Genomic DNA, 19,318 nt, shown 5'->3' on the forward strand with positions numbered 1-19,318 from the left:
CAATGACTCAACCACCGATCCCTGTGATCATCTCGTCTCTACTTGCTTTGTCATCTGTTTCAAGCTTTGCTGCCACTGCTCCTGCTCCTGCTCCTGCTAATACTAATGCACCATTAGCTGAAGAACTATTAGCTGAGGAACAACATTTTGTACGCGGCAACGGTGCAGAGCCCAACACACTAGATCCTAGCTTCGTAAATTCAGGCATGCCCGGTGACATCATCGTCAATGATATGTTTGAAGGCTTTGTGATTGAAAACAGTGACGGGCAAATCATCCCAGGGCAAGCCAAAGAATGGTCTATCAGCAAAGACGGCAAAACCGTGACGTTTGTATTGAAAGAGAACCTCAAATGGTCAAATGGCGATCCAGTCACAGCGTCTGATTTTGTGTTTGGTTGGCAGCGCGCAGTGTCTCCGAAAACAGGTAATAACACGGGTTTTGTTTTTTCTACGGCTAACATAGTGAACGCTAGCGAGATTCTATCAAGAGATATAGAGCCCTCTAAGCTTGGCATCAAAGCATTAGATGAGCGCACGGTTGAGATTTCACTTTCAAAACCTACGCCCTACTTTATGAGTTTAATGAGCATCAAGACCTTTTTCCCTTTGCCTGCTGAGTTGGTTCAAGAGAAAGGCGACCAATGGACTCGCGCAGAAAATATCGCGACCAACGGTGCTTACACTTTGAGTAAATGGGTGCCAAACGAATACGTTGAAGTCGAGAGGAATCCAAATTATTGGGATAACACATCGACAATCATCAACAAGGTGACCTATTTGGGCTTATCATCTCAAAATGCTGAGCTTATCCGTTATCAAGCGGGTGAAATTGATATGACCAATCGCGTTCAGCTTGAGTACTACCAGAAATTAATCCAAGAAAGCCCTGAGCAGATCAAAGCGCAAGCTCTACTAGGCTCTTACGTCTATTCATTCAATACACGTCAAGCGCCGTTTGATGACGTCAGAGTACGCCAAGCACTGAGCATGGCCGTCAATCGTGAGATTCTGGTCGAGAAAGTTACAGGTCAAGGTGAGCCAGAAGCATACAGCGTGACGCCGAATAATATTCCTGACTACACAGCGCCTTTATCCGAATTCAATTCTCTAGACAGCGAGCAGCGTTTAACCAAAGCCAAAGCTCTACTTGAAGAAGCGGGATACAACGAAAACAAGCCTCTCAAGTTTACCCTTACGTACAACACCAGTGAGAATCATAAAAAGATAGCGATCGCGATTGCATCGATGTGGAAGCCACTTGGCGTAAAAATTGAGTTGGAGAACATGGAATGGAAAGCCTATGTTGCAGCGAAAGGGAGTGGCGACTATCAGCTGGCTCGCTCATGGGCATTTGGTGACTATCCAGAGCCTTCTGCACTGTTAGAAGCCTTCACTTGTGACCACACAGCAAATGAGAGTGGCTACTGTAATCCAGATTATGATGAGCTCTTACAGCAAGCGAGTAAAACGGAAGATCAGTCTAAACGCTTTGCTTTATATCAGCATGCTGAGTCGTTACTCAACGATTCTGCAGCAGTTATGCCTTTATATCATTACAACCACACACGATTAGTGCGAAATACACTAAAGGGCTTCCCAAACAATAATCCGAAAGGAAATATCTACGCGAAGGATCTATACTTTGTAAAACAGTAAAAGTGAGCTGATAAGAAAACAATAATAGCTACCACTTTAGTAGTAACTAAGATACAGTCACTTTAACTAAACCAAATCAACAGCGGTTAGTTGGCTAACACAAAAAAGGTACCGACATGAGTACCACACGGCTTAGAAACACCTAGCATTGCGCTAGGTGTTTTTTTTTGTAATCGACCTATCTAGTGACTTAATCAGTATTTCTAATCTTTTGCTTGCTATGACTTCATCCATGTTTGCCATTCGCCTCATACACCTTTAAACACCGATATTCATCAACTGATCATCTGTTTGAAAAAAATTGTCTTAACCGTGAGATTATCCGCTTTAACTTATGTCATCTTAAGTATATTGTTATTAGTAAGTAACAAGCATGTTATGCAGCAAAATAATAATGAAGGAAGATAGATGAGCAGTAGCAATAGCCGACAAGATGGCAAACGAGACGTTACTCTGCGTTTTTTAGCTGAACCCGGGGATGTGAACTTTGGTGGTAAAGTTCATGGTGGGGCAGCAATGAAGTGGATCGATTTAGCAGCCTACGCTTGTTCCGCAGGGTGGAGCGGTAAATACTGTATAACAGCTTATGCAGGCGGAATTCGATTCGTTGCTCCAATTCACGTAGGCAACCTTGTGGAAGTAAGTGCAAAGGTCATCTATACAGGTTCATCTTCAATGCATATCGCTATCGACGTGCAAGCCAGCGACCCTAAAGAGCTCAATAACCGCCTAACAACTCACTGTATCGTTATTATGGTCGCTGTCGATGAGAATGGTAACCCGACTAAAGTGCCAGAGTGGATACCAGAGACGCCAGAAGACATCGAATTACGAGATTCGGCTATTCGCCTAATGAACATGCGAAAACAGATTGGTGAAGAGATGGAAGCTCACGTGAAGTACCTTAAGTAAGGTCCACCAGCTCCTCCCCTGCAAACCCTATTACAATGCCAAGCACCTGCTTGGCATTGATCTATTTGATACCTTCGTGCTCTACACAGCCAAATCCGCTGCACACCCAATACAGACAATAAGAGCGTGATACCCAGCCAAAGGTGGCAATGAATCGGTACTTGTTCACTGATTTATTTTGACTGTAATAAAGTCGTCATTTTGCTCTGATTAAATACCGCCAATCATAATGGATGTACTTAAATTTCCCGGAGCCACACTTGAGCGTCACACGCCCCACTCTTAGCGAATCTACACTGAACAATTTGAAGGCTGTTGAGTATCAATGGGTTAGAACTTTGTACGTCGAAGGCTACGACAGCAATGAAATCAACCACTATATCCAGACGTGCTTCGGCGGCGACCCAACGTTTGCGGATCTGTTTCGTCGTGTCGCACTCGATCAAGAGAGCATCTATGTATTACTGCAGCATTTAGGTTGCGCACCTTCAAGCAAAGAGTTCTAGCAGCTAGAACTCATTATCCACATTCTGTAGCTACCCATTCTATGTTCATCCATCCCGGCGTTTTGATCATTAGCTCTCAACTATAACTCCAGTGTAGTTTCATATCCCTGAGTTATAACCATTTAAAACTCACAGCCACATCCCGTTTCTATATGCACTTTCTGTGCAATTTCATCATTTGTTGCATACAAATCATTGAAGTATCACGCATTGGATTATTAGCAATATATCAATAGATCAACAGCCCCTTATACTGAGTGTCTGATTTGTGAGACTCGTTCACGCCTTCAAGTAAGAGGAATGAGTCAAGAAATGTGTAGGAGAGAAGTGACTCGAAGCTTTTAATATTAAAGCGCTTATCAGCACAATAACGGTGATGGATACTAGAGTTGACGAGTAAAGCAGACACAAAGACAAAACAAAAAGTAGCGGGCATAAAAAAACCCAAGTAAATACCTGGGTTAGAGTTACAAAAACCACTAATCATTAATAGCGTAAGGAACCTGATTAGTAGCCAGCTATGCGTAACCTGAGGGTTATTTTTATTACTGATCGGCGGCCAAACCAAATGATGTAATAAAAATGCCAATATAGAGCGACCTAACGGTCGCTCTTTTTCTTTCTTATAGAGTACAGCTTATCCTTTTACACCACCTGCCGTCAAACCGCCAACTAACCAACGTTGAGCAAGTAAGAACACGATAGTAATCGGAAGTGCTGATAGTACAGCCGCTGCCGCAAAGTCACCCCATAGGTAGTTCTGAGGGTATAAGTACTGCTGCATACCTACTGCTAGCGTATAAGAGTTCACATCTGTAAGTAGTATAGATGCTACTGGTACTTCACCAACTGTTGCGATAAATGACAGGATAAACACAACCGCTAGGATTGGCACAGACAACGGTAGTAGAACCAGTCTGAATGCTTGCCAAGGCGTTGCACCATCAAGGGCTGCTGCCTCTTCCAGAGAGTTATCAATCGTTTCAAAGTAACCCTTAATCGTCCATACGTGCAGTGCAATACCACCTAGGTAAGAGAAGATTAGACCACCGTGTGTGTTCAAGCCTAAGAACGGAATGTATTGACCAAGTTTGTCAAACAGCGCGTAGATTGCTACTAGAGCCAGTACTGCTGGGAACATTTGGAAAATCATCATCGCTTTCAGGATAGTTTCTTTACCTTTGAAGCGCATACGAGCAAATGCGTAAGCCGATGTCGTTGACAGTGCCACGATTAAAATCGATGTAACACCCGCCACTTTGATCGAGTTCCACAACCAAGTCAGTACTGGGAACGGAGGTGACGTTACCGAGCCATCTGCGTTCGTCACTGACATACCTAATGCTAGCTTCCAGTGTTCCAATGACGGGTTATCTGGAATCAAACTACCGGTTGCGAAGTTACCTTCACGGAACGAGATCGCGATGATCATCAGTAGTGGGAAGATAATCATTGCCAAGAAGCACCACAACACTGCATGTGTTGCCCACACTCGGTATTTAAGGCCTTTACCTTGTACCATAGCCATTGTCGTGCTCCTTAATCTTGAGACAGTTTAGTGAAACGAAGGTTTAGTAACGCTAGTGCACCAACCAATAGGAAGATAAGCGTTGCGATAGCACTTGCTAGACCGAAGTCTTGACCGCCGCCGCCTTCGAATGCAATTCGGTATGTGTAGCTTACAAGCAAGTCTGTGTAACCCGCTGGCTCAGAAGTACCAATCATGTTCGGGCCACCGTTCGTCAATAGTTGAATCATTACGAAGTTGTTGAAGTTAAAGGCAAACGCTGCAATCAATAGCGGTGTAAGCGGTTTAATCATCAATGGGAACGTAATGCGCTTAAAGTTATCCAAGAAGTTCGCACCATCGATTGCTGACGCTTCGTATAAATCATCAGGAATCGCTTTAAGCAGACCCATACATAGAATCATCATGTAAGGGAAACCTAGCCATGTGTTAACCATCAACACCATGGTTTTCGCAAGAATCGGGTCTGAGAACCAGTTAGGGCTTAAGCCGAAGATATTCTCTAGCACCATGTTGATCTCACCAAAGCTTTGGTTGAATAAACCCTTAAAGATAAGAATCGAGATAAACGCAGGGACGGCGTAAGGCAGAATCAGTAGAACACGATAAATAGAACGACCTTTCAACTCTTCCCATTGCACGATGTTAGCCAGTACAAGACCGATAACTAGCGTGAACGCTACGGTACATACCGAGAAGATAACCGTCCAAATAAAGATGCTGATAAATGGTTCTTTAATGCCATCATCTTTCCATACACGCTCAAAGTTATGTGTACCAATGCTAACCACGAAACCGGGAGAGATGGTATTACCCGTAAACTCACCGTTTGCATCAACAGGCTGGTAGAAACCCACATCCATATTTGGCTTGAGAACTTCACCCGTTTCATTGTTGATTAACGTTTCTTCATCGTCTTGAAGGGTGTAAAGCGGAGCAACAGAAGCAAACTTACGTAAGCCACTCATGCGGATGTCACCACCGTCCGGTAGATTGAAATCAACACCACTGATCGCTGCTCGGTTTTGGATGATCGCTTTGATCTTCTCTTTTTCACCTTGCGCAGACTCGATGACAGATAAGTCCATCTCTGTTTCTGTCATATTGTCTAGAGAAAATACGTCAGTCGCTAACAGTTGGTCGCCATCTTTTACGACGATCTGGTGACCATCATCTGTCTTGTACAAAGTAAATGGGTAGCTCTCACCACTTTGGAAAGAACGGTCTAAAAGAACGGTTTGAGTACGCTCAAGAGAAAGCTGGTTTTTCGCGCTGTAGTTAGTAAACGCAAGCCCTACGGTGTATGCCAATGGGAAAAGAATGAACAAAATCATTCCGGCAATACCTGGGTAAATATAACGGTGGGCGTAAGTTTTCTTACTACCAAAAATGTAAAGTGCCAAAGCCGTTAAGATCACTGTAAGCAGCGCAAAAGCGAGCTCACCGCGAGAATACATTAGAATTGTAGCGTAGCCGTTTATTAAGCCAACGCTACCAAGCAACCCCCATTTGATGAAGACGCTTTTACTGCCTGGAAGGCTTGATGGTGCTGGGATAGCATCTGTACCTTGAACTGACTGCATAGAGGAACCTGCTAGCGATATAGATAAAAAATAGAAAAGTAAGGAGAGGTTACCCCCTCCTTAAAAGGTAGTGCTTGGTTGTTACTTAGTCATGCGACCTTCAGCAGCTTTTAGTGCTTGGTCTACTGATTGACGGCCGTCAACTACGTTGCCGATCGCTTCTTCCATGCTGTACCAGAATGTTGTGAACTGAGGGATGTTAGGCATGATTTCACCGTTCATCGCGTTGTCCATTGTTGCTGCAATACGAGTATCGCTGTCTAGTTGACGTTGGAAAGAGTTAAGAGCAACTGCACCTAGTGGCTTGTCGTCGTTTAGGCTCTTCATACCTTCATCAGTTAGTAGGTAGTTTTCCATGAACTCAACAGCTAGGTCGCGGTTTGGAGAAGCAGTGCTGATACCACCCGCCCATACACCAACGAAAGGTTTAGACGCTTTACCGTTGAATTTAGGTAACGTTGTTACGCCGTAATCTACGCCAGCTTTCTTGATGTTTTCCCAACCCCAAGGGCCGTTAATTGTCATTGCAACATTACCCGCAACAAATTCAGACTCAGCAACTGAGTAATCCATGTCTGCAGAGATAACTTTGTCTTGTACCATCTTCTCGATGAAACCTAGAGACTTCTGAACACCGTCAGTCGCTACGCCCGCATCTTTAATGTCGTAACCTTCTGCAGTCTGTTTGAATGCGTAACCGCCGTCAGCTGCAAGTAGAGGCCATGTGAAGTAAGCGCCGCCACGAAGAGGCCACATGATCGCTTTTTTGCCATCTTTTTTAAGTTCAGCATCAAGTGCTGGGATTTCTTCCCAAGACTTAGGAGGGTTAGGAACAAGTGCTTTGTTGTAGATTAGTGAAACTGACTCAACCGCTACAGGGTATGCGATTGTTTTACCTTCGTATGAAACAGCGTCCCATGCGAAGTCTACGATACCTTCTTTAGTTTCTTTAGAAGGTTTGATATCAACAAGAAGCCCTGCTTCTGCATAGCCGCCAAAACGGTCATGAGCGTAGAAGATCATGTCTGGGCCATCGCCAGCTGCTGCTACTTGAGGGAATTTCTCTTCTAGCTTATCAGGGAAAGCAACGGTTACTTTAACACCAGTATCTTCTTCGAAGCGTTTACCTACTTCAGCCATGCCTTCATAAGCTTTGTCACCACCTACCCAGATTGTTAGTTGTCCTTCTTCGATAGCAGCATTTGCACCAAAAGAACCCAGAGCAACTATTGTACCTAGAGCTACAGCGCTTAGAGCGTTTTTCATGTGAATATCCTTTTTATATTTATACGTAGGGCACATCTACCAAGACGAGCCAGTTTTCGGAGGTTATGATCTGAGAAAACAGACCATAGCTCATCATCCTAGCCACTACGCCCTAGCTATTATGGCTTAAATTCGTGATCGCCATCCGGTCAGATTAGAGACTGAAATCACAAAACGTATAGTCATCGTGATCAACATCACCGTTATGTGGTGGATTTATTTGAACTGGATCGCCAATTGAGGATAACCCCATTTATCTACTCCTCCCCTCCTACTCCCCCTAGTTAATTTTCCATTAGGAGGATGTACCCTTACGCTAATTCACCGAAACTGCAGTCATCCAAGAGTGGATAGTAAGAACCCTTTACCGGCAAGTGTTATGCGTTGACGCATTATTCATTTAGTTGGCTTCACTGCTCGCTGGTGTCTTATTATTAGCATCGAGCTAAATCTGTGATTGAATCACGGGGGAGGTTTAGCTGGATGTGGGGGAAATGGACATCAGTTTGGCTATGACGGGTGGGCTTGGTTAAAGAAGCCAAGTCTCACCCACTTTTTTCTTACTCACTCAATACTTACCCATTCCTACAGTTACTGCTGACCCAAAAATTTCTTATAATGATAAGCAGTAAAACTTAAAATTTGATCGATCGAGGACAAGCTAGATGGCGAGTGTCACGTTAAAAAACGTTTATAAATCATATGGTGATGTACAGATTTCTAAGGACGTAACCTTAGACATCAACGAAGGTGAGTTCGTAGTATTCGTTGGACCATCAGGTTGTGGTAAATCGACGCTATTACGCTGTATCGCAGGTCTAGAGGACATTACGTCTGGTGATTTGTACATTGGCGACCAACGCATGAACGACGTTGAGCCATCAAAGCGTGGCGTAGGTATGGTATTCCAATCTTACGCGCTTTACCCTCACCTTAACCTATACGACAACATGTCTTTCGGCCTTAAGTTAGCAAACGCAAACAAAGCTGAAATCGACAAGCGTGTTGAGCATGCTGCAGAAATCCTTCAGCTTGGTCACCTTCTTGAGCGTCAACCTAAAGCACTTTCTGGTGGTCAACGTCAACGTGTTGCGATTGGTCGTACTCTAGTTTCTCAACCTAACGTATTCCTACTGGATGAGCCGCTATCTAACCTAGATGCTGCGCTGCGTGTTCAAATGCGTTCACAAATCACTAAGCTACAACGTCAACTTGGTTGCACGATGATCTACGTTACCCACGACCAAGTGGAAGCGATGACAATGGCGGATAAGATCGTTGTTCTTGATGGTGGTTATGTATCTCAAGTCGGTAAGCCGCTTGACCTTTACCACTACCCTCAAAACCGTTTCGTTGCGGGCTTTATTGGCTCGCCGAAGATGAACTTCATGTCAGTTCACATCGAGCAAGCTGAAGCAGAACGCGTGTTGGTACAACTTTCTAATGGCATGACTTTCTGGATTCCTGTTGACGGGACGACAGTTAATGCTGGCGATCGTATGTCTCTGGGTATTCGCCCTGAACACTTGATGTCTGCTGAATCAGGTGACGCGACGATTGAAGCTGACGTGATGATGGTAGAGAAACTAGGTAACGAAACTCAGGTTTACCTAAACCTTGAAAGTGCTGATGCTGATGTTATCTATCGCCAGCCAGACACGTTGAAAATCGAATCAGGTGACAAGTTGGCGATTGGTATTCCAGCACACCGTTGTCACCTGTTCCACAGCGATGGCCGCGCATGTCGTCGTTTGTACAAAGAATACGGCACAGACTAATCAGTTCGTCTTTTTAGGATATAACTTGCCCAGATCGAATCCCTCTTACCTTGTAAGGGGGATTTTTCATTTAAGACGACTAGTTTTACTTTCATTAAACAGATCGCGCGTTGTCTGTTCAGCATAAAAACAAAAAAGGCCTAGCGAATACTAGACCTTTGTCTGTTTGAGCTAAAAGCCATCCTATCTAACCGATAAAGATATAGGCTTGCTCAATTGAAACTTAGTGAATTGGCGTATCACTTGTTTTATTGAACTGGCCAAAATGCTTTTCTAACACTTCAGGTGTCAGTTTACCTTCCGCTTCTAATCGCTTGAACTCAGCAACAATTGCTTTTTGCTCTTCAAGTGATGGTAGTTTTACCTCAGGCTCATCGCCCATCTCTTGAGTCATCTGCTCTAGTTCTTTTTCAAAATCGCTCATGATACTTACCTAAATATTAAACCTAATCAGATTTTACTCATTTCCGCTCTGTGATGCTAGGTTGATTGAAAGCAAAGCCCGAAACCAGATCAAGCTAAGGTCAGTTAGAAAGAAACAAAACCACAAAATAAAAAGAGCTGGATTCATGATTAAATGAATCCAGCTCTTAGTCTATGCCGCTATCTAAGCCATGTTACAGCTTGAAAGGGTTAAAGCTTAAACGAACCAACCATCTTATCTAGACGAGAAGACAAGTCACGAAGCTCTTGGCTCGCCTCTGCAAGTTGCTCAGCAGTACCGGTTGTCACTTCATTGATTGCGTTGATCTCTTCAATGTTCTGGTTGATGGTGTGAACCACGGTCGATTGCTCTTCCGTTGCCGTAGCAACTTGCGTGTTACGGTCAGTAATATCAACGATACGGTCTGAGATACCACCCAATACGTCTACCGCTTCATCCGATGCAGATACACCCTCAAGGGTAATAACCTTACCTGCACTCATTGCCGTTACCGCATCTTTCGCATCGCTTTGCAGTTGGTTGATCATCTTCTGAATTTCTTCCGTTGAATCCGCAGTACGACTTGCTAGGTTACGAACTTCATCCGCAACGACTGCAAACCCACGACCTTGCTCACCGGCACGCGCAGCTTCAATCGCAGCGTTCAATGCAAGTAAGTTGGTTTGCTCAGAAATATCACGGATAACACCCAGAATAGAGCCAATATCTTGAGTAGTAGAAGCCAGTTGCTCTACTACCTGCCCGGTGCTTTCGATGTCTTGCGCCAAACGGCTAATCGCATCTTTTGCTTTGTTAACCACAGAGCGGCCAACTTCAGTATTACCCGAAGCTTGTGTTGCCGTTTCAGCTGCGGTTGCCGCGTTCGATGCAATCTCGCTGATGGTCATACCCATTTGGTTAATGGCAGCAACCACTTGAAGGGTTTGATCACGTTGCTCTTGGCTGTTGTCATGGGTGATATGTGCTTTATTAGAAACACTCTCTGCTGCCACTTGAAGCGCTTGGCTTGTCGAACACACCTCTTTCATCGACTCGTGAATCTTTTCAATGAACCCATTGAAGCCTTTTGAAAGCTGAGCGATTTCATCATTGCCTTTCACTTCGATACGCTGCGCAAGGTCACCGTCGCCTTCACCTAGGTCGCCGAAACGCTTAGCCAAAAGTTTAATCGGCTGAGTAATGCTGTTCGCCAGTACTACACCCATTAGGATAAACGCTAATGCCACAACCGCCGTCATGATCAGCATCTTTTGTGCCGTCTCATCTAGCTCAGCAAATACTTCGCCTGTTGGTACCACACCAATGACAAACCAGTCCATCGACGACACGTATAAACTCGCAACGAACAGCTCTTGGCCTTGGCTTTCAGTGGTAATCAAGTTGAAGCCTGACTTATTCAGTAGCTGACTGGCTTGAGGGCCGTAAAGTTGTTGAAGTGACGAGTCGCTGCGTGAGCGCTCACGGTGAATTTGTACATCACCTTGGCTATCGGTCAAAAATACAAAGCCTGTATTTTCAATCTTGAAACCGTTCAGCAGGTTAACCATGTCATCCATCGATTTTGATAGACCTGACATCGCCAAACCAGAAGGCTGTTGGTAGTTGGCAAACATCTTCACTTCACCATTGGCTTCTTGGAACATGCTCACCATAGTTGGCTGGCCTGACTGAGTAAAACCGAAGAACCAACCATCTTGTTGTTGGTTTAGCTGGCGTAAGAAACCATCTTGATTCCAGTAGTAAGCTGTTTCACGGTTGGCAACCGATGCATCGTTTAACTGGTATTGGTTACGCACGTTATTCAGTTGTTTAACTAGCTTATTCTCAATATCCGCATCACGTTCAGTCGAATCGATAGCGTCAGAAATGAATTCATTCGAAGCAATTTGCTCCGCTGCCAACAACAGCTGAGAGACTTCACGATCAATTTCACCGTTGATTCGCTCAAGCATTCCAGGAAGCTCAATATCAACCAATCGATGGCTCAATACATCTCTTGCTTGTTGTTGCGCCATCGCACCTACGATGACCGTAGAAGCCAGAACCGCAAAGGTAATTCCAAGTACAACTTTTTGCTTGATACTCAGAGAGTTAGTTTTAAACATATTTGGACCTTTAAAAAGAATCGCTCGTTATTGGTATACCCTGAACAGGACTTTTTTAGTGCACTCCAACAAGCAATGCACAATCTGAGTGATGTATCGGCCACAACTAATAAAACTAGAGACTTTTCTCTCAAAAAATTGCAAATGTGATGTAACATTTAAAAACATTCACATTAAACATGAATTAACTATACAAACACCGCATTGTCGAGAGTCGATTTTTAGCTCTCAGCCCTCAGATCTAACCGAACTCAAACCACTCTCCACCGTCGAGCTTTTGTATATAAAAACCAATTGATATGGTAATAATCACAACCTAACGATGTTTTTAGCTAAACACTTGTTAATATTTCCAATTTTGAAAAAATAAATTACGCAAATGTACTGGAACTTTTTCCTAGTAATCAGTGACCAATACTCAAAATAAAAATCAAATGGATACCCAGAGAGTCCAAAATGCACAAAACAAATTTCGAAGTCCTTCAAAACTATCTAGAGTCTCAAATTATTGGTCAAAAAGAGCTCGTTAAGCAACTGATGATCGCCCTTTTAGCGGATGGTCATATCCTCGTTGAAGGGCCTCCGGGGTTGGCAAAAACCCGCGCCGTAAAATCACTGGCTGATTGCGTTGAAGGGGATTTCCACCGCATTCAATTTACGCCAGACTTACTGCCTGCTGACTTGACTGGTACCGATATTTTCCGACCAGAGACAGGGGAGTTCACTTTCCAATCAGGCCCAATTTTCAACTCGCTTATTCTAGCAGATGAGATCAACCGTGCTCCGGCGAAAGTTCAAGCGGCTATGTTGGAAGCGATGGCAGAAAAACAAGTCACTGCCGGTCGAAAAACCTATGCGCTACCTGAACTGTTTTTGGTGATGGCAACACAGAACCCGATTGAGCAAGAAGGCACATACCCACTGCCAGAAGCCCAACTAGACCGTTTCTTACTTCACCTTGAAGTTGAATACCCAGATATGGAGAGTGAGCTTGAGATCCTGCGACTCAACCGCGGTGAAGCTCAAGGCAACGAATCTGTTCAGCCACAAGAGGTATCTCAGCAAACTATCTTCGAAGCTCGCCAAGAAGTGCTCAACATTCACATGGCAGACACCATTGAGCAGTACATAATCAGACTGGTAATGGCGACTCGCCAACCTAAACAATACAGCGACCAACTTGATCAATGGTTAGACATGGGTGTTAGCCCGCGTGCAACCATCGCGTTAGACCGTTGTGCTCGCGCTCACGCTTGGCTTGCTGGCCGCGACTATGTTACTCCACAAGATGTTCAAGCGATGGCATTCCCTGTATTGCGCCACCGCCTGCTTCGTAGCTACCACGCACAAGCTGAAGGGGTCACTGCAAACCAAGTGATCGCACACCTTATCTCGTTGGTTGGTAGCGCATAGGAATACGCGCATGAATAATCAATTACCCAACCATAGTGACGGTGTCACGTTAAATCTGGACGAACTGCTGCAATACAAAGCGCAGTCTGTTCGCTGGTTGCCTCCAGCCAAGAGCCTGTGGTCGCAACTAAACGGGCAACACGAGAGCAATCGTAAAGGTCGCGGGATGAATTTCTCTGAGGTTCGTCAATATCAGGCGGGCGACGACATCCGTAGCATTGATTGGCGCGTCACGGCGAGAACAGGCAAGGCGCATACCAAACTGTTTTCAGAAGAAAGAGAACAGCCTGTGATTTTGTTCTTAGATCTGTCGAGCAGTATGATTTTCGGCTCAACCTTATTGCTTAAATCGGTTCAACTCGCACACTTTGCCAGCCAACTTTGTTGGTTAACCGTCGCTCAAAAAGACCGGATTGGCGCAGTGATAGATACTGGCCAAGAGATCATTGAGATTAAACCAAGTGCTAGCAACCATGCTCCGCTGCGTATTTTACAAAAAGTCATAGAAATCAATAACGCAGCGCTGACCAACCAAGACAATCACAGCGACACAACCTTAGAGCATGGGCTGAAGTCTCTGCATCAGCTTTGCCCGAAAGGCAGCGATATCATTATGCTCAGTGATTTTGTTCGTTATAGCGAAAGTAATTACTCACTTATCAATCAAATACGTCGACATAATCGAGTTCGCTTGGTGCATTTTTACGATCCATTAGAGCAAGGTGTCACTGCTTTCAAAGGTTCAAAACAGATCACCGACGGCAATAAAACGCAATGGTTTAACTTTTCATCAAGCAAGGAAAAGGAAAAGCTCAGTCACGCATTTGATCAGAAGCAACAACAACTGATGCAAATGAGCCTTTCTCTGGCGATCCCATACAGTTCATTGTCTTGTGCGCAATCGTTAATGAGCCAAGTATCAGGAGTTCAGTCATGAATCAACCTCTCGACTTGAGCCCTATTATTACGCCAAGCGCACCGTCATGGTGGCCTTTGGCATGGGGGTGGTGGGCTGGGATTATCACGGCCATTGTTGTGATCGCCTTAGTATTTTTCATTATAAAACGCAGACAAAAGAACCAATACGCGAAGAACGAAGCACTTGCTTGCTTTCGTAACAGTCAGCCTTCAAATACCTTGTCTCCGAGCGCAGCTCAAGACATCGTTCGTCAGGCTGCATTGAGCTATTTTCCACGCGACAAAGTGGCAGGCTTATCTGGTGATGATTGGTTGGCTTTTTTAGATGCGCAATTAGCGAAGCCGTTATTTGTAGCAAAACAATCCCAGTGGCAACAAGCGCTCTACCAAGATGCAGCCTTAATGAACGACGAACAGAAAAAGGCTCAACAGCAATTGGTTAATGACTGCGAAACCTGGCTTCGTAAAGCCCTTCCTCCAAAGCGAGGTCGTTATGAATGATTTTCTAAATATGGGTTTACTCGATGTGGAGTTTGTTTGGTGGTGGATGTTTATCCTAGTACCACTGCCGCTCCTTATTTACCTATTCTCACCAAAATCAGAATCAAGCAGCGCTCTAAGGCTTCCGTTTCTGCCCGAGGACAGCAATACCAAAACGCCGAGCAGTCGCTTACCCAAGGCCTTGTCGGTCATCATCTGGCTTTTATTGGTAACGGCCATGGCACGCCCAGTTTGGTACGGTGAACCGGTTGAGTTTCAGCCGAAACACCGTGATTTGATGCTGGTTGTCGACCTCTCCTACTCGATGAGCCAAGAAGACATGCAGTTCAATGGTGAATACATCGACCGCTTATCTGCGGTAAAACATGTACTGAGTGACTTTATTGAACGACGAAAAGGCGACCGAGTCGGATTGGTGCTATTTGCTGATCACGCCTACTTGCAGACGCCACTGACGTTAGACAGAGACACGCTTTCACAACAGCTCAATCAAGCGGTGTTAAAGCTTATCGGTACTCAAACTGCGATCGGTGATGGTATCGGCCTTGCCACCAAAACCTTTGTCGATAGCGATGCCCCTCAGCGTGTAATGATTCTACTCAGTGACGGCAGCAATACCGCGGGCGTATTAGATCCACTTGAAGCTGCCGATATTGCTAAGAAGTACAACGCGACGATTTACACCGTGGGTGTCGGTGCGGGTGAAATGATGGTCAAAGAGTTCTTCATGACTCGTAAGGTCAATACTGCTCAAGATTTGGATGAACGCACCCTAATGGAAATTGCCAAACGCACTGGCGGTCAGTACTTCCGTGCGCGTGACAGCAAAGAGCTAGCAACGATTTACGACACCATCAACCAGTTAGAACCCGTGACGAACGCCACTAAGATATGGCGACCACAACAAGAGTGGTTTGTGTGGCCTCTGTCTGCGGCAATGTTCTTCGCATTTATGCTGTTAGCCATTAGGAGAAACAATGTCTAACTTTACTTTTATCTACCCATATTGGTTCTTGGCTCTTGCCGTGCTGCCCGCTATTTGGTGGCTTAGCAAGAGACAATCCAAGCAAGGGTTATTGGCGTCACACATCGCACGTTATTTGGCTCCTGAATCGAACAAACCCTCGAAAAACCGCAGCACTTATTTCGGTGTTTGGTGGTTGGTCGGTGTCATCGCATTGGCCGGTCCAAGCTTTGAAAAAAATGAACAGCCAAGCTTTGAAAAAACGGAGGCACGAGTTGTGATCATGGATATGTCGATGTCTATGTATGCCACTGACATTAAACCGAACCGTTTAACACAGGCGCGATACAAGGCTCTGGATCTGCTTTCGTTATGGAAAGAAGGCCTAACAGGAATGGTGGCATACGCCGGAGATGCTTACACCATCAGTCCGCTAACGTCAGACATCAACACCATCAAGAACCTCGTACCCAACCTATCACCAGATATCATGCCCTTCCAAGGCGGCAATGCAGCATCGGCAGTTAAGCTCGCGATTGAGATGATGACTCGCGCTCATATCTACCAAGGCGATCTGGTACTGATTGCTGATGATATTGATGGTCAAGAGAAGAAAGATATCGACTCACTACTCTCTGGTAGTAATTGGACGTTATCAGTCTTGGCTGTAGGTACGAAAAGCGGCGCGCCGATCTCATTACCTACAGGTTCGATGTTACAGACTGACTCCGGACAAACCGTGGTTGCGAAAACCAACTTAGACAATATGCGCGACCTGACTCGTCGCTCTGGCGGCACATTCACTGAGGTACAATTTGATAACTCAGACGTTGAACACATCGCAAGTTATCTCGATCGAATTGCTACAACATCAGAAGTGACTAAAACCAATAACTCGCTCAATACCAGAGTGAACAACGGTTTCTGGTTATTGCCGTTTTTGTTACTTCCTGCCCTTGGGCTATTTCGAAAAGGGGTTATTTGGTGTGGCCTAGCTGTGCTTGTATCGTTCAGCCAGCCGAATTCTGTGTTTGCGAATCCTTGGAAAACCGATGATCAGGTGGGTTATCAGTTATATCAAGATGAGGACTTTCAACAAGCCGCAGAACAGTTCGAACAGCAAGAATGGAAAGGCATTGCGCAATACAAAGCCGGTGATTTCGAAGCGGCCGAACAGACGCTACAAAGCCTTTCCGGCGAAGATGCTCGCTACAACCTCGCCAATGCACAAGCAAAGCAAGGTAAGTACGACCAAGCGATAAAAGAGTATCAACGCATTCTCGAAAGCAATCCTGAACATGCTTATGCGAAGAAGAACCTAGAGATTGTCGAACAAGCTCAGAAGCAACAGCAACAGCAACAGCAACAGCAACAGCAAGGTGATTCTGAATCCAAAGATCAGAAAGACCAAGACCAGCAAGGTCAGCAAGGTCAGCAAAATGATTCTTCGAAAAGCTCGCAGGATCAACAACAAAGCTCTACTGACAATGGGAAGTCGCAAAGTCAAAGCGGCAACCAAGATCAAAGCAACAAACAAGATCAAAGCAACAAACAAGATCAAAGTGAAAACCAAGCTCAGAATACTGACCAAAGCCAAGCTGATAACCGCTCTGATTCCAAGATGGATGAAGAAAACGACAAGCAAGCTGTGCAACAAAACAAAGCGGCTCAAGCAGGTAGGCCGTCACAAGACAAAGATGACTCTGCATCTCAGACAGCTCAAGCTCAAGAGGCAGCTAAGGAAGACAGTGATAACAACACTCAACAAACTTCAGCACAAGTATCAGGTCAACCTATGTCGAGCGATCCTGATATGCGAAAACTTGAACAAGTAGAAAGCGCCCGTGATCCGAGCCAACTGCTTAAAGCGCAAATGATTCTACAAGCACGACAAAAAAGTGCTCCTAACAACCAAAACAAAAAGTGGTAACCATGCGATTTTTAAACAAGCCATTTTTATCAATACTACTGACACTGCTAATCGGTGTTTTCTCGTCACATTCTGTATTAGCAGCAGCCGCTGTTGCGAGTGTTTCGCAAAACAGTGTTACCAAAGATGAAGTCTTCCTACTTAGAGTGGCGACCGATGAAAAAGTATCGTCCGACGCTTTAGATCTCGCCCCCCTTCAGAAGGATTTCTACGTCGGCACCCCAAGCTTTGGGTCGTCGATGCGAATCGTAAATGGTAGCCGCACTGTGTCTAGCGAATGGAATATTACCCTTGCCCCACTTCGATTAGGCCGATTAGATATTCCTAGCTTTGATATTGAAGGGGCTAAAACGAAGCCTATCACTATCAACGTTTCGGTTAATAAAGCAGCTCCAAAGCAGAGTGACATGGCCGTGTTTCAACTTAATCTGAGTAAAGACTCACTATACCCTCAAGAGGTCGCGGAGCTTGATGTAAAGCTCATCATTAAGGCTGATCCTAGAAGGCTGCAAGATCCTAAAATTGCACCACCAAGTTCAGCAAAATTAGACGTTGAGCCGATTGGAGAGTCTAAGCAATTTCAAGATGTTATCAACGGACAAGAAGTCACCGTTGTTCAGCAATCTTTCCATATATCGTCACAGCAAGCAGGACAATTTCAGCTTCAAGGGCCAAAGTTAACTGGTGCAGTTGTTTACTCAACCAACAACTCAAGCACAACGCGTCTTTTCCAGCTCGACACGCCTGTTGAAACCTTAGATGTCACAGTAAATCCGGTACCAAAAGGCTATCAAGGTGAGTGGTTACCAACATCGAACTTCAAGTTGATTCAGAAATGGTCAGATAGCCAAGGCAACGAGCTGACAGATAGCAATACTTTAGGTGGCGAGAAGCAGAATATTGAAATGGAAGCAGGTGATTCGTTAACTCGTACCATCACAATGACAGCCAGCAACTTGACCCAGCATCAACTGCCAAAACTGAAGATCACCTACCCTAAATCGGTACGTGTTTATGAAGAGAAACCGCAATTTGGCACTACCCAATCCGGTAATGCTATCGTTGTGTATAAACAGGTTCTAATCCCTAAGGAATCTGGAAGCATCTCTCTGCCTGATGTTTCTCAAACTTGGTTTAACACCGATTCGCAATCACAAAAGACCAGTAAAGCTCTTGGACTTGAGTTGTCGGTTCAGGCAAGTGATCGCGCGATCTCAAGCACGCCGCCGCCTCTGACAGAAACACCAACCAAACAAGCCAGCCCGACGATTGTTACCGTTGATACCCCTGGCATATGGCCTTACCTAACCGCGCTGTTCGCTGCCTTGTGGTTAATCAGTTCTACAGTTGCTTTCTACTTCTGGTCACGCCGCGGCACAACAGTAAAACCAAAGCGCCAAGATGAACATCAATCCGATACAGCCGAAGCGCTGATTACCGCGCTGAAAGCGAAAGATGGGGTGATGACGAGAACCTTGTTTGAGCAATGGAAAACAGAAAACTCAAGCTTGAGTGGTGAAACGTTAGAAGCAATTGAAGCGGAGCTAACCAAGCTCAACCAAAGCCTCTATGCTGAAACTGGATCACCAAGTCAGTCATGGGATCCAGCTCTAACAATCAAAGCGGTTAAGAAGCCAAAACGCATCTCGAACAAAGCTCATAAGAGCACGTTAGAAAGGCTTTAATTAACCAGCCATCTAAATAAGCAGAACGCTAGTTAAGCAGAGAATCTAAGTAAACAAAAAAAACGAAGCCGTGATGACCACATTGTGATCATCACGGCATCAGTCGTTTTTAAGAGATGAAAAAAT

Annotated in this window: 15 protein-coding genes; 10 read left to right on the forward strand and 5 right to left on the reverse strand. The window is 44.9% G+C overall.

Going from position 1 to position 19,318, the window contains the following annotated elements; translation table 11 throughout:
* The first annotated feature begins 2 nt into the window (after positions 1 to 2).
* From CWO08_RS01210 to CWO08_RS01220, 3 genes are all read left to right on the forward strand, one after another.
* Entirely contained in the window at positions 3 to 1,658 is a 1,656-nt protein-coding gene (locus tag CWO08_RS01210) for a peptide ABC transporter substrate-binding protein (RefSeq protein ID WP_108019527.1), read from the forward strand.
* Between the two features lie 408 nt (positions 1,659 to 2,066).
* The gene (locus CWO08_RS01215) at positions 2,067 to 2,570 is read left to right on the forward strand and encodes an acyl-CoA thioesterase (RefSeq protein WP_019822926.1); all 504 of its coding nucleotides are present in this window, start codon (positions 2,067 to 2,069) and stop codon (positions 2,568 to 2,570) included.
* Positions 2,571 to 2,803: 233 nt separating this feature from the next.
* The gene (locus tag CWO08_RS01220; protein WP_048661044.1) at positions 2,804 to 3,076 is read left to right on the forward strand and encodes a hypothetical protein; all 273 of its coding nucleotides are present in this window, start codon (positions 2,804 to 2,806) and stop codon (positions 3,074 to 3,076) included.
* 637 nt (positions 3,077 to 3,713) lie between these two features.
* Here CWO08_RS01220 and malG read toward each other — a convergent pair.
* The 3 genes from malG to malE form a co-directional block, all read right to left on the reverse strand.
* Positions 3,714 to 4,604: a maltose ABC transporter permease MalG gene (gene malG / locus CWO08_RS01225; protein ID WP_019822930.1), complete on the reverse strand. Its 891-nt coding sequence runs from the start codon at positions 4,602 to 4,604 to the stop codon at positions 3,714 to 3,716.
* A gap of 11 nt (positions 4,605 to 4,615) precedes the next feature.
* The gene (gene malF / locus CWO08_RS01230) at positions 4,616 to 6,187 is read right to left on the reverse strand and encodes a maltose ABC transporter permease MalF (protein WP_017060049.1); all 1,572 of its coding nucleotides are present in this window, start codon (positions 6,185 to 6,187) and stop codon (positions 4,616 to 4,618) included.
* Positions 6,188 to 6,268: 81 nt separating this feature from the next.
* Positions 6,269 to 7,453 (reverse strand): maltose/maltodextrin ABC transporter substrate-binding protein MalE, encoded by a 1,185-nt coding sequence (gene malE / locus CWO08_RS01235; protein ID WP_048661042.1) that lies wholly within the window; start codon positions 7,451 to 7,453, stop codon positions 6,269 to 6,271.
* 665 nt (positions 7,454 to 8,118) lie between these two features.
* Here malE and malK point away from each other — a divergent pair.
* Entirely contained in the window at positions 8,119 to 9,231 is a 1,113-nt protein-coding gene (gene malK, locus CWO08_RS01240) for a maltose/maltodextrin ABC transporter ATP-binding protein MalK (RefSeq protein ID WP_017060047.1), read from the forward strand.
* 223 nt (positions 9,232 to 9,454) lie between these two features.
* Here the strand turns inward: malK and CWO08_RS01245 are convergent, their stop codons facing one another.
* Both CWO08_RS01245 and CWO08_RS01250 read right to left on the reverse strand, forming a co-directional pair.
* A complete protein-coding gene (locus tag CWO08_RS01245) occupies positions 9,455 to 9,655 on the reverse strand; it encodes a hypothetical protein (protein ID WP_017065689.1) in 201 nt (66 codons plus the stop codon).
* A gap of 209 nt (positions 9,656 to 9,864) precedes the next feature.
* Positions 9,865 to 11,781: a methyl-accepting chemotaxis protein gene (locus CWO08_RS01250; RefSeq protein WP_107898351.1), complete on the reverse strand. Its 1,917-nt coding sequence runs from the start codon at positions 11,779 to 11,781 to the stop codon at positions 9,865 to 9,867.
* Positions 11,782 to 12,237: 456 nt separating this feature from the next.
* Between CWO08_RS01250 and CWO08_RS01255 the strand changes: the two genes are divergently transcribed.
* Genes CWO08_RS01255 through CWO08_RS01280 form a run of 6 tightly spaced genes read left to right on the forward strand, consistent with a single transcriptional unit; the run spans position 12,238 to position 19,192 of the window.
* Positions 12,238 to 13,194 carry a MoxR family ATPase gene (locus tag CWO08_RS01255; protein WP_055319673.1) on the forward strand — a complete coding sequence of 319 codons (957 nt, stop codon included), beginning with the start codon at positions 12,238 to 12,240 and terminating at the stop codon, positions 13,192 to 13,194.
* Positions 13,195 to 13,204: 10 nt separating this feature from the next.
* Positions 13,205 to 14,131 (forward strand): DUF58 domain-containing protein, encoded by a 927-nt coding sequence (locus CWO08_RS01260; RefSeq protein WP_108019529.1) that lies wholly within the window; start codon positions 13,205 to 13,207, stop codon positions 14,129 to 14,131.
* Positions 14,128 to 14,613: a DUF4381 domain-containing protein gene (locus CWO08_RS01265; protein ID WP_108019531.1), complete on the forward strand. Its 486-nt coding sequence runs from the start codon at positions 14,128 to 14,130 to the stop codon at positions 14,611 to 14,613. The genes CWO08_RS01260 and CWO08_RS01265 overlap by 4 nt, the downstream gene beginning before the upstream one ends.
* Positions 14,606 to 15,598: a VWA domain-containing protein gene (locus tag CWO08_RS01270; protein ID WP_009845815.1), complete on the forward strand. Its 993-nt coding sequence runs from the start codon at positions 14,606 to 14,608 to the stop codon at positions 15,596 to 15,598. Before CWO08_RS01265 ends, CWO08_RS01270 begins: the two co-directional genes overlap by 8 nt.
* The gene (locus CWO08_RS01275; RefSeq protein WP_108019535.1) at positions 15,591 to 17,507 is read left to right on the forward strand and encodes a VWA domain-containing protein; all 1,917 of its coding nucleotides are present in this window, start codon (positions 15,591 to 15,593) and stop codon (positions 17,505 to 17,507) included. The genes CWO08_RS01270 and CWO08_RS01275 overlap by 8 nt, the downstream gene beginning before the upstream one ends.
* Before the next feature lie 2 nt (positions 17,508 to 17,509).
* A complete protein-coding gene (locus CWO08_RS01280; protein ID WP_108019537.1) occupies positions 17,510 to 19,192 on the forward strand; it encodes a BatD family protein in 1,683 nt (560 codons plus the stop codon).
* Positions 19,193 to 19,318 lie beyond the last annotated feature (126 nt).

It is taken from the genome of Vibrio sp. 10N.286.48.B8 (assembly GCF_003050085.1).
Classification (GTDB): domain Bacteria; phylum Pseudomonadota; class Gammaproteobacteria; order Enterobacterales; family Vibrionaceae; genus Vibrio; species Vibrio crassostreae.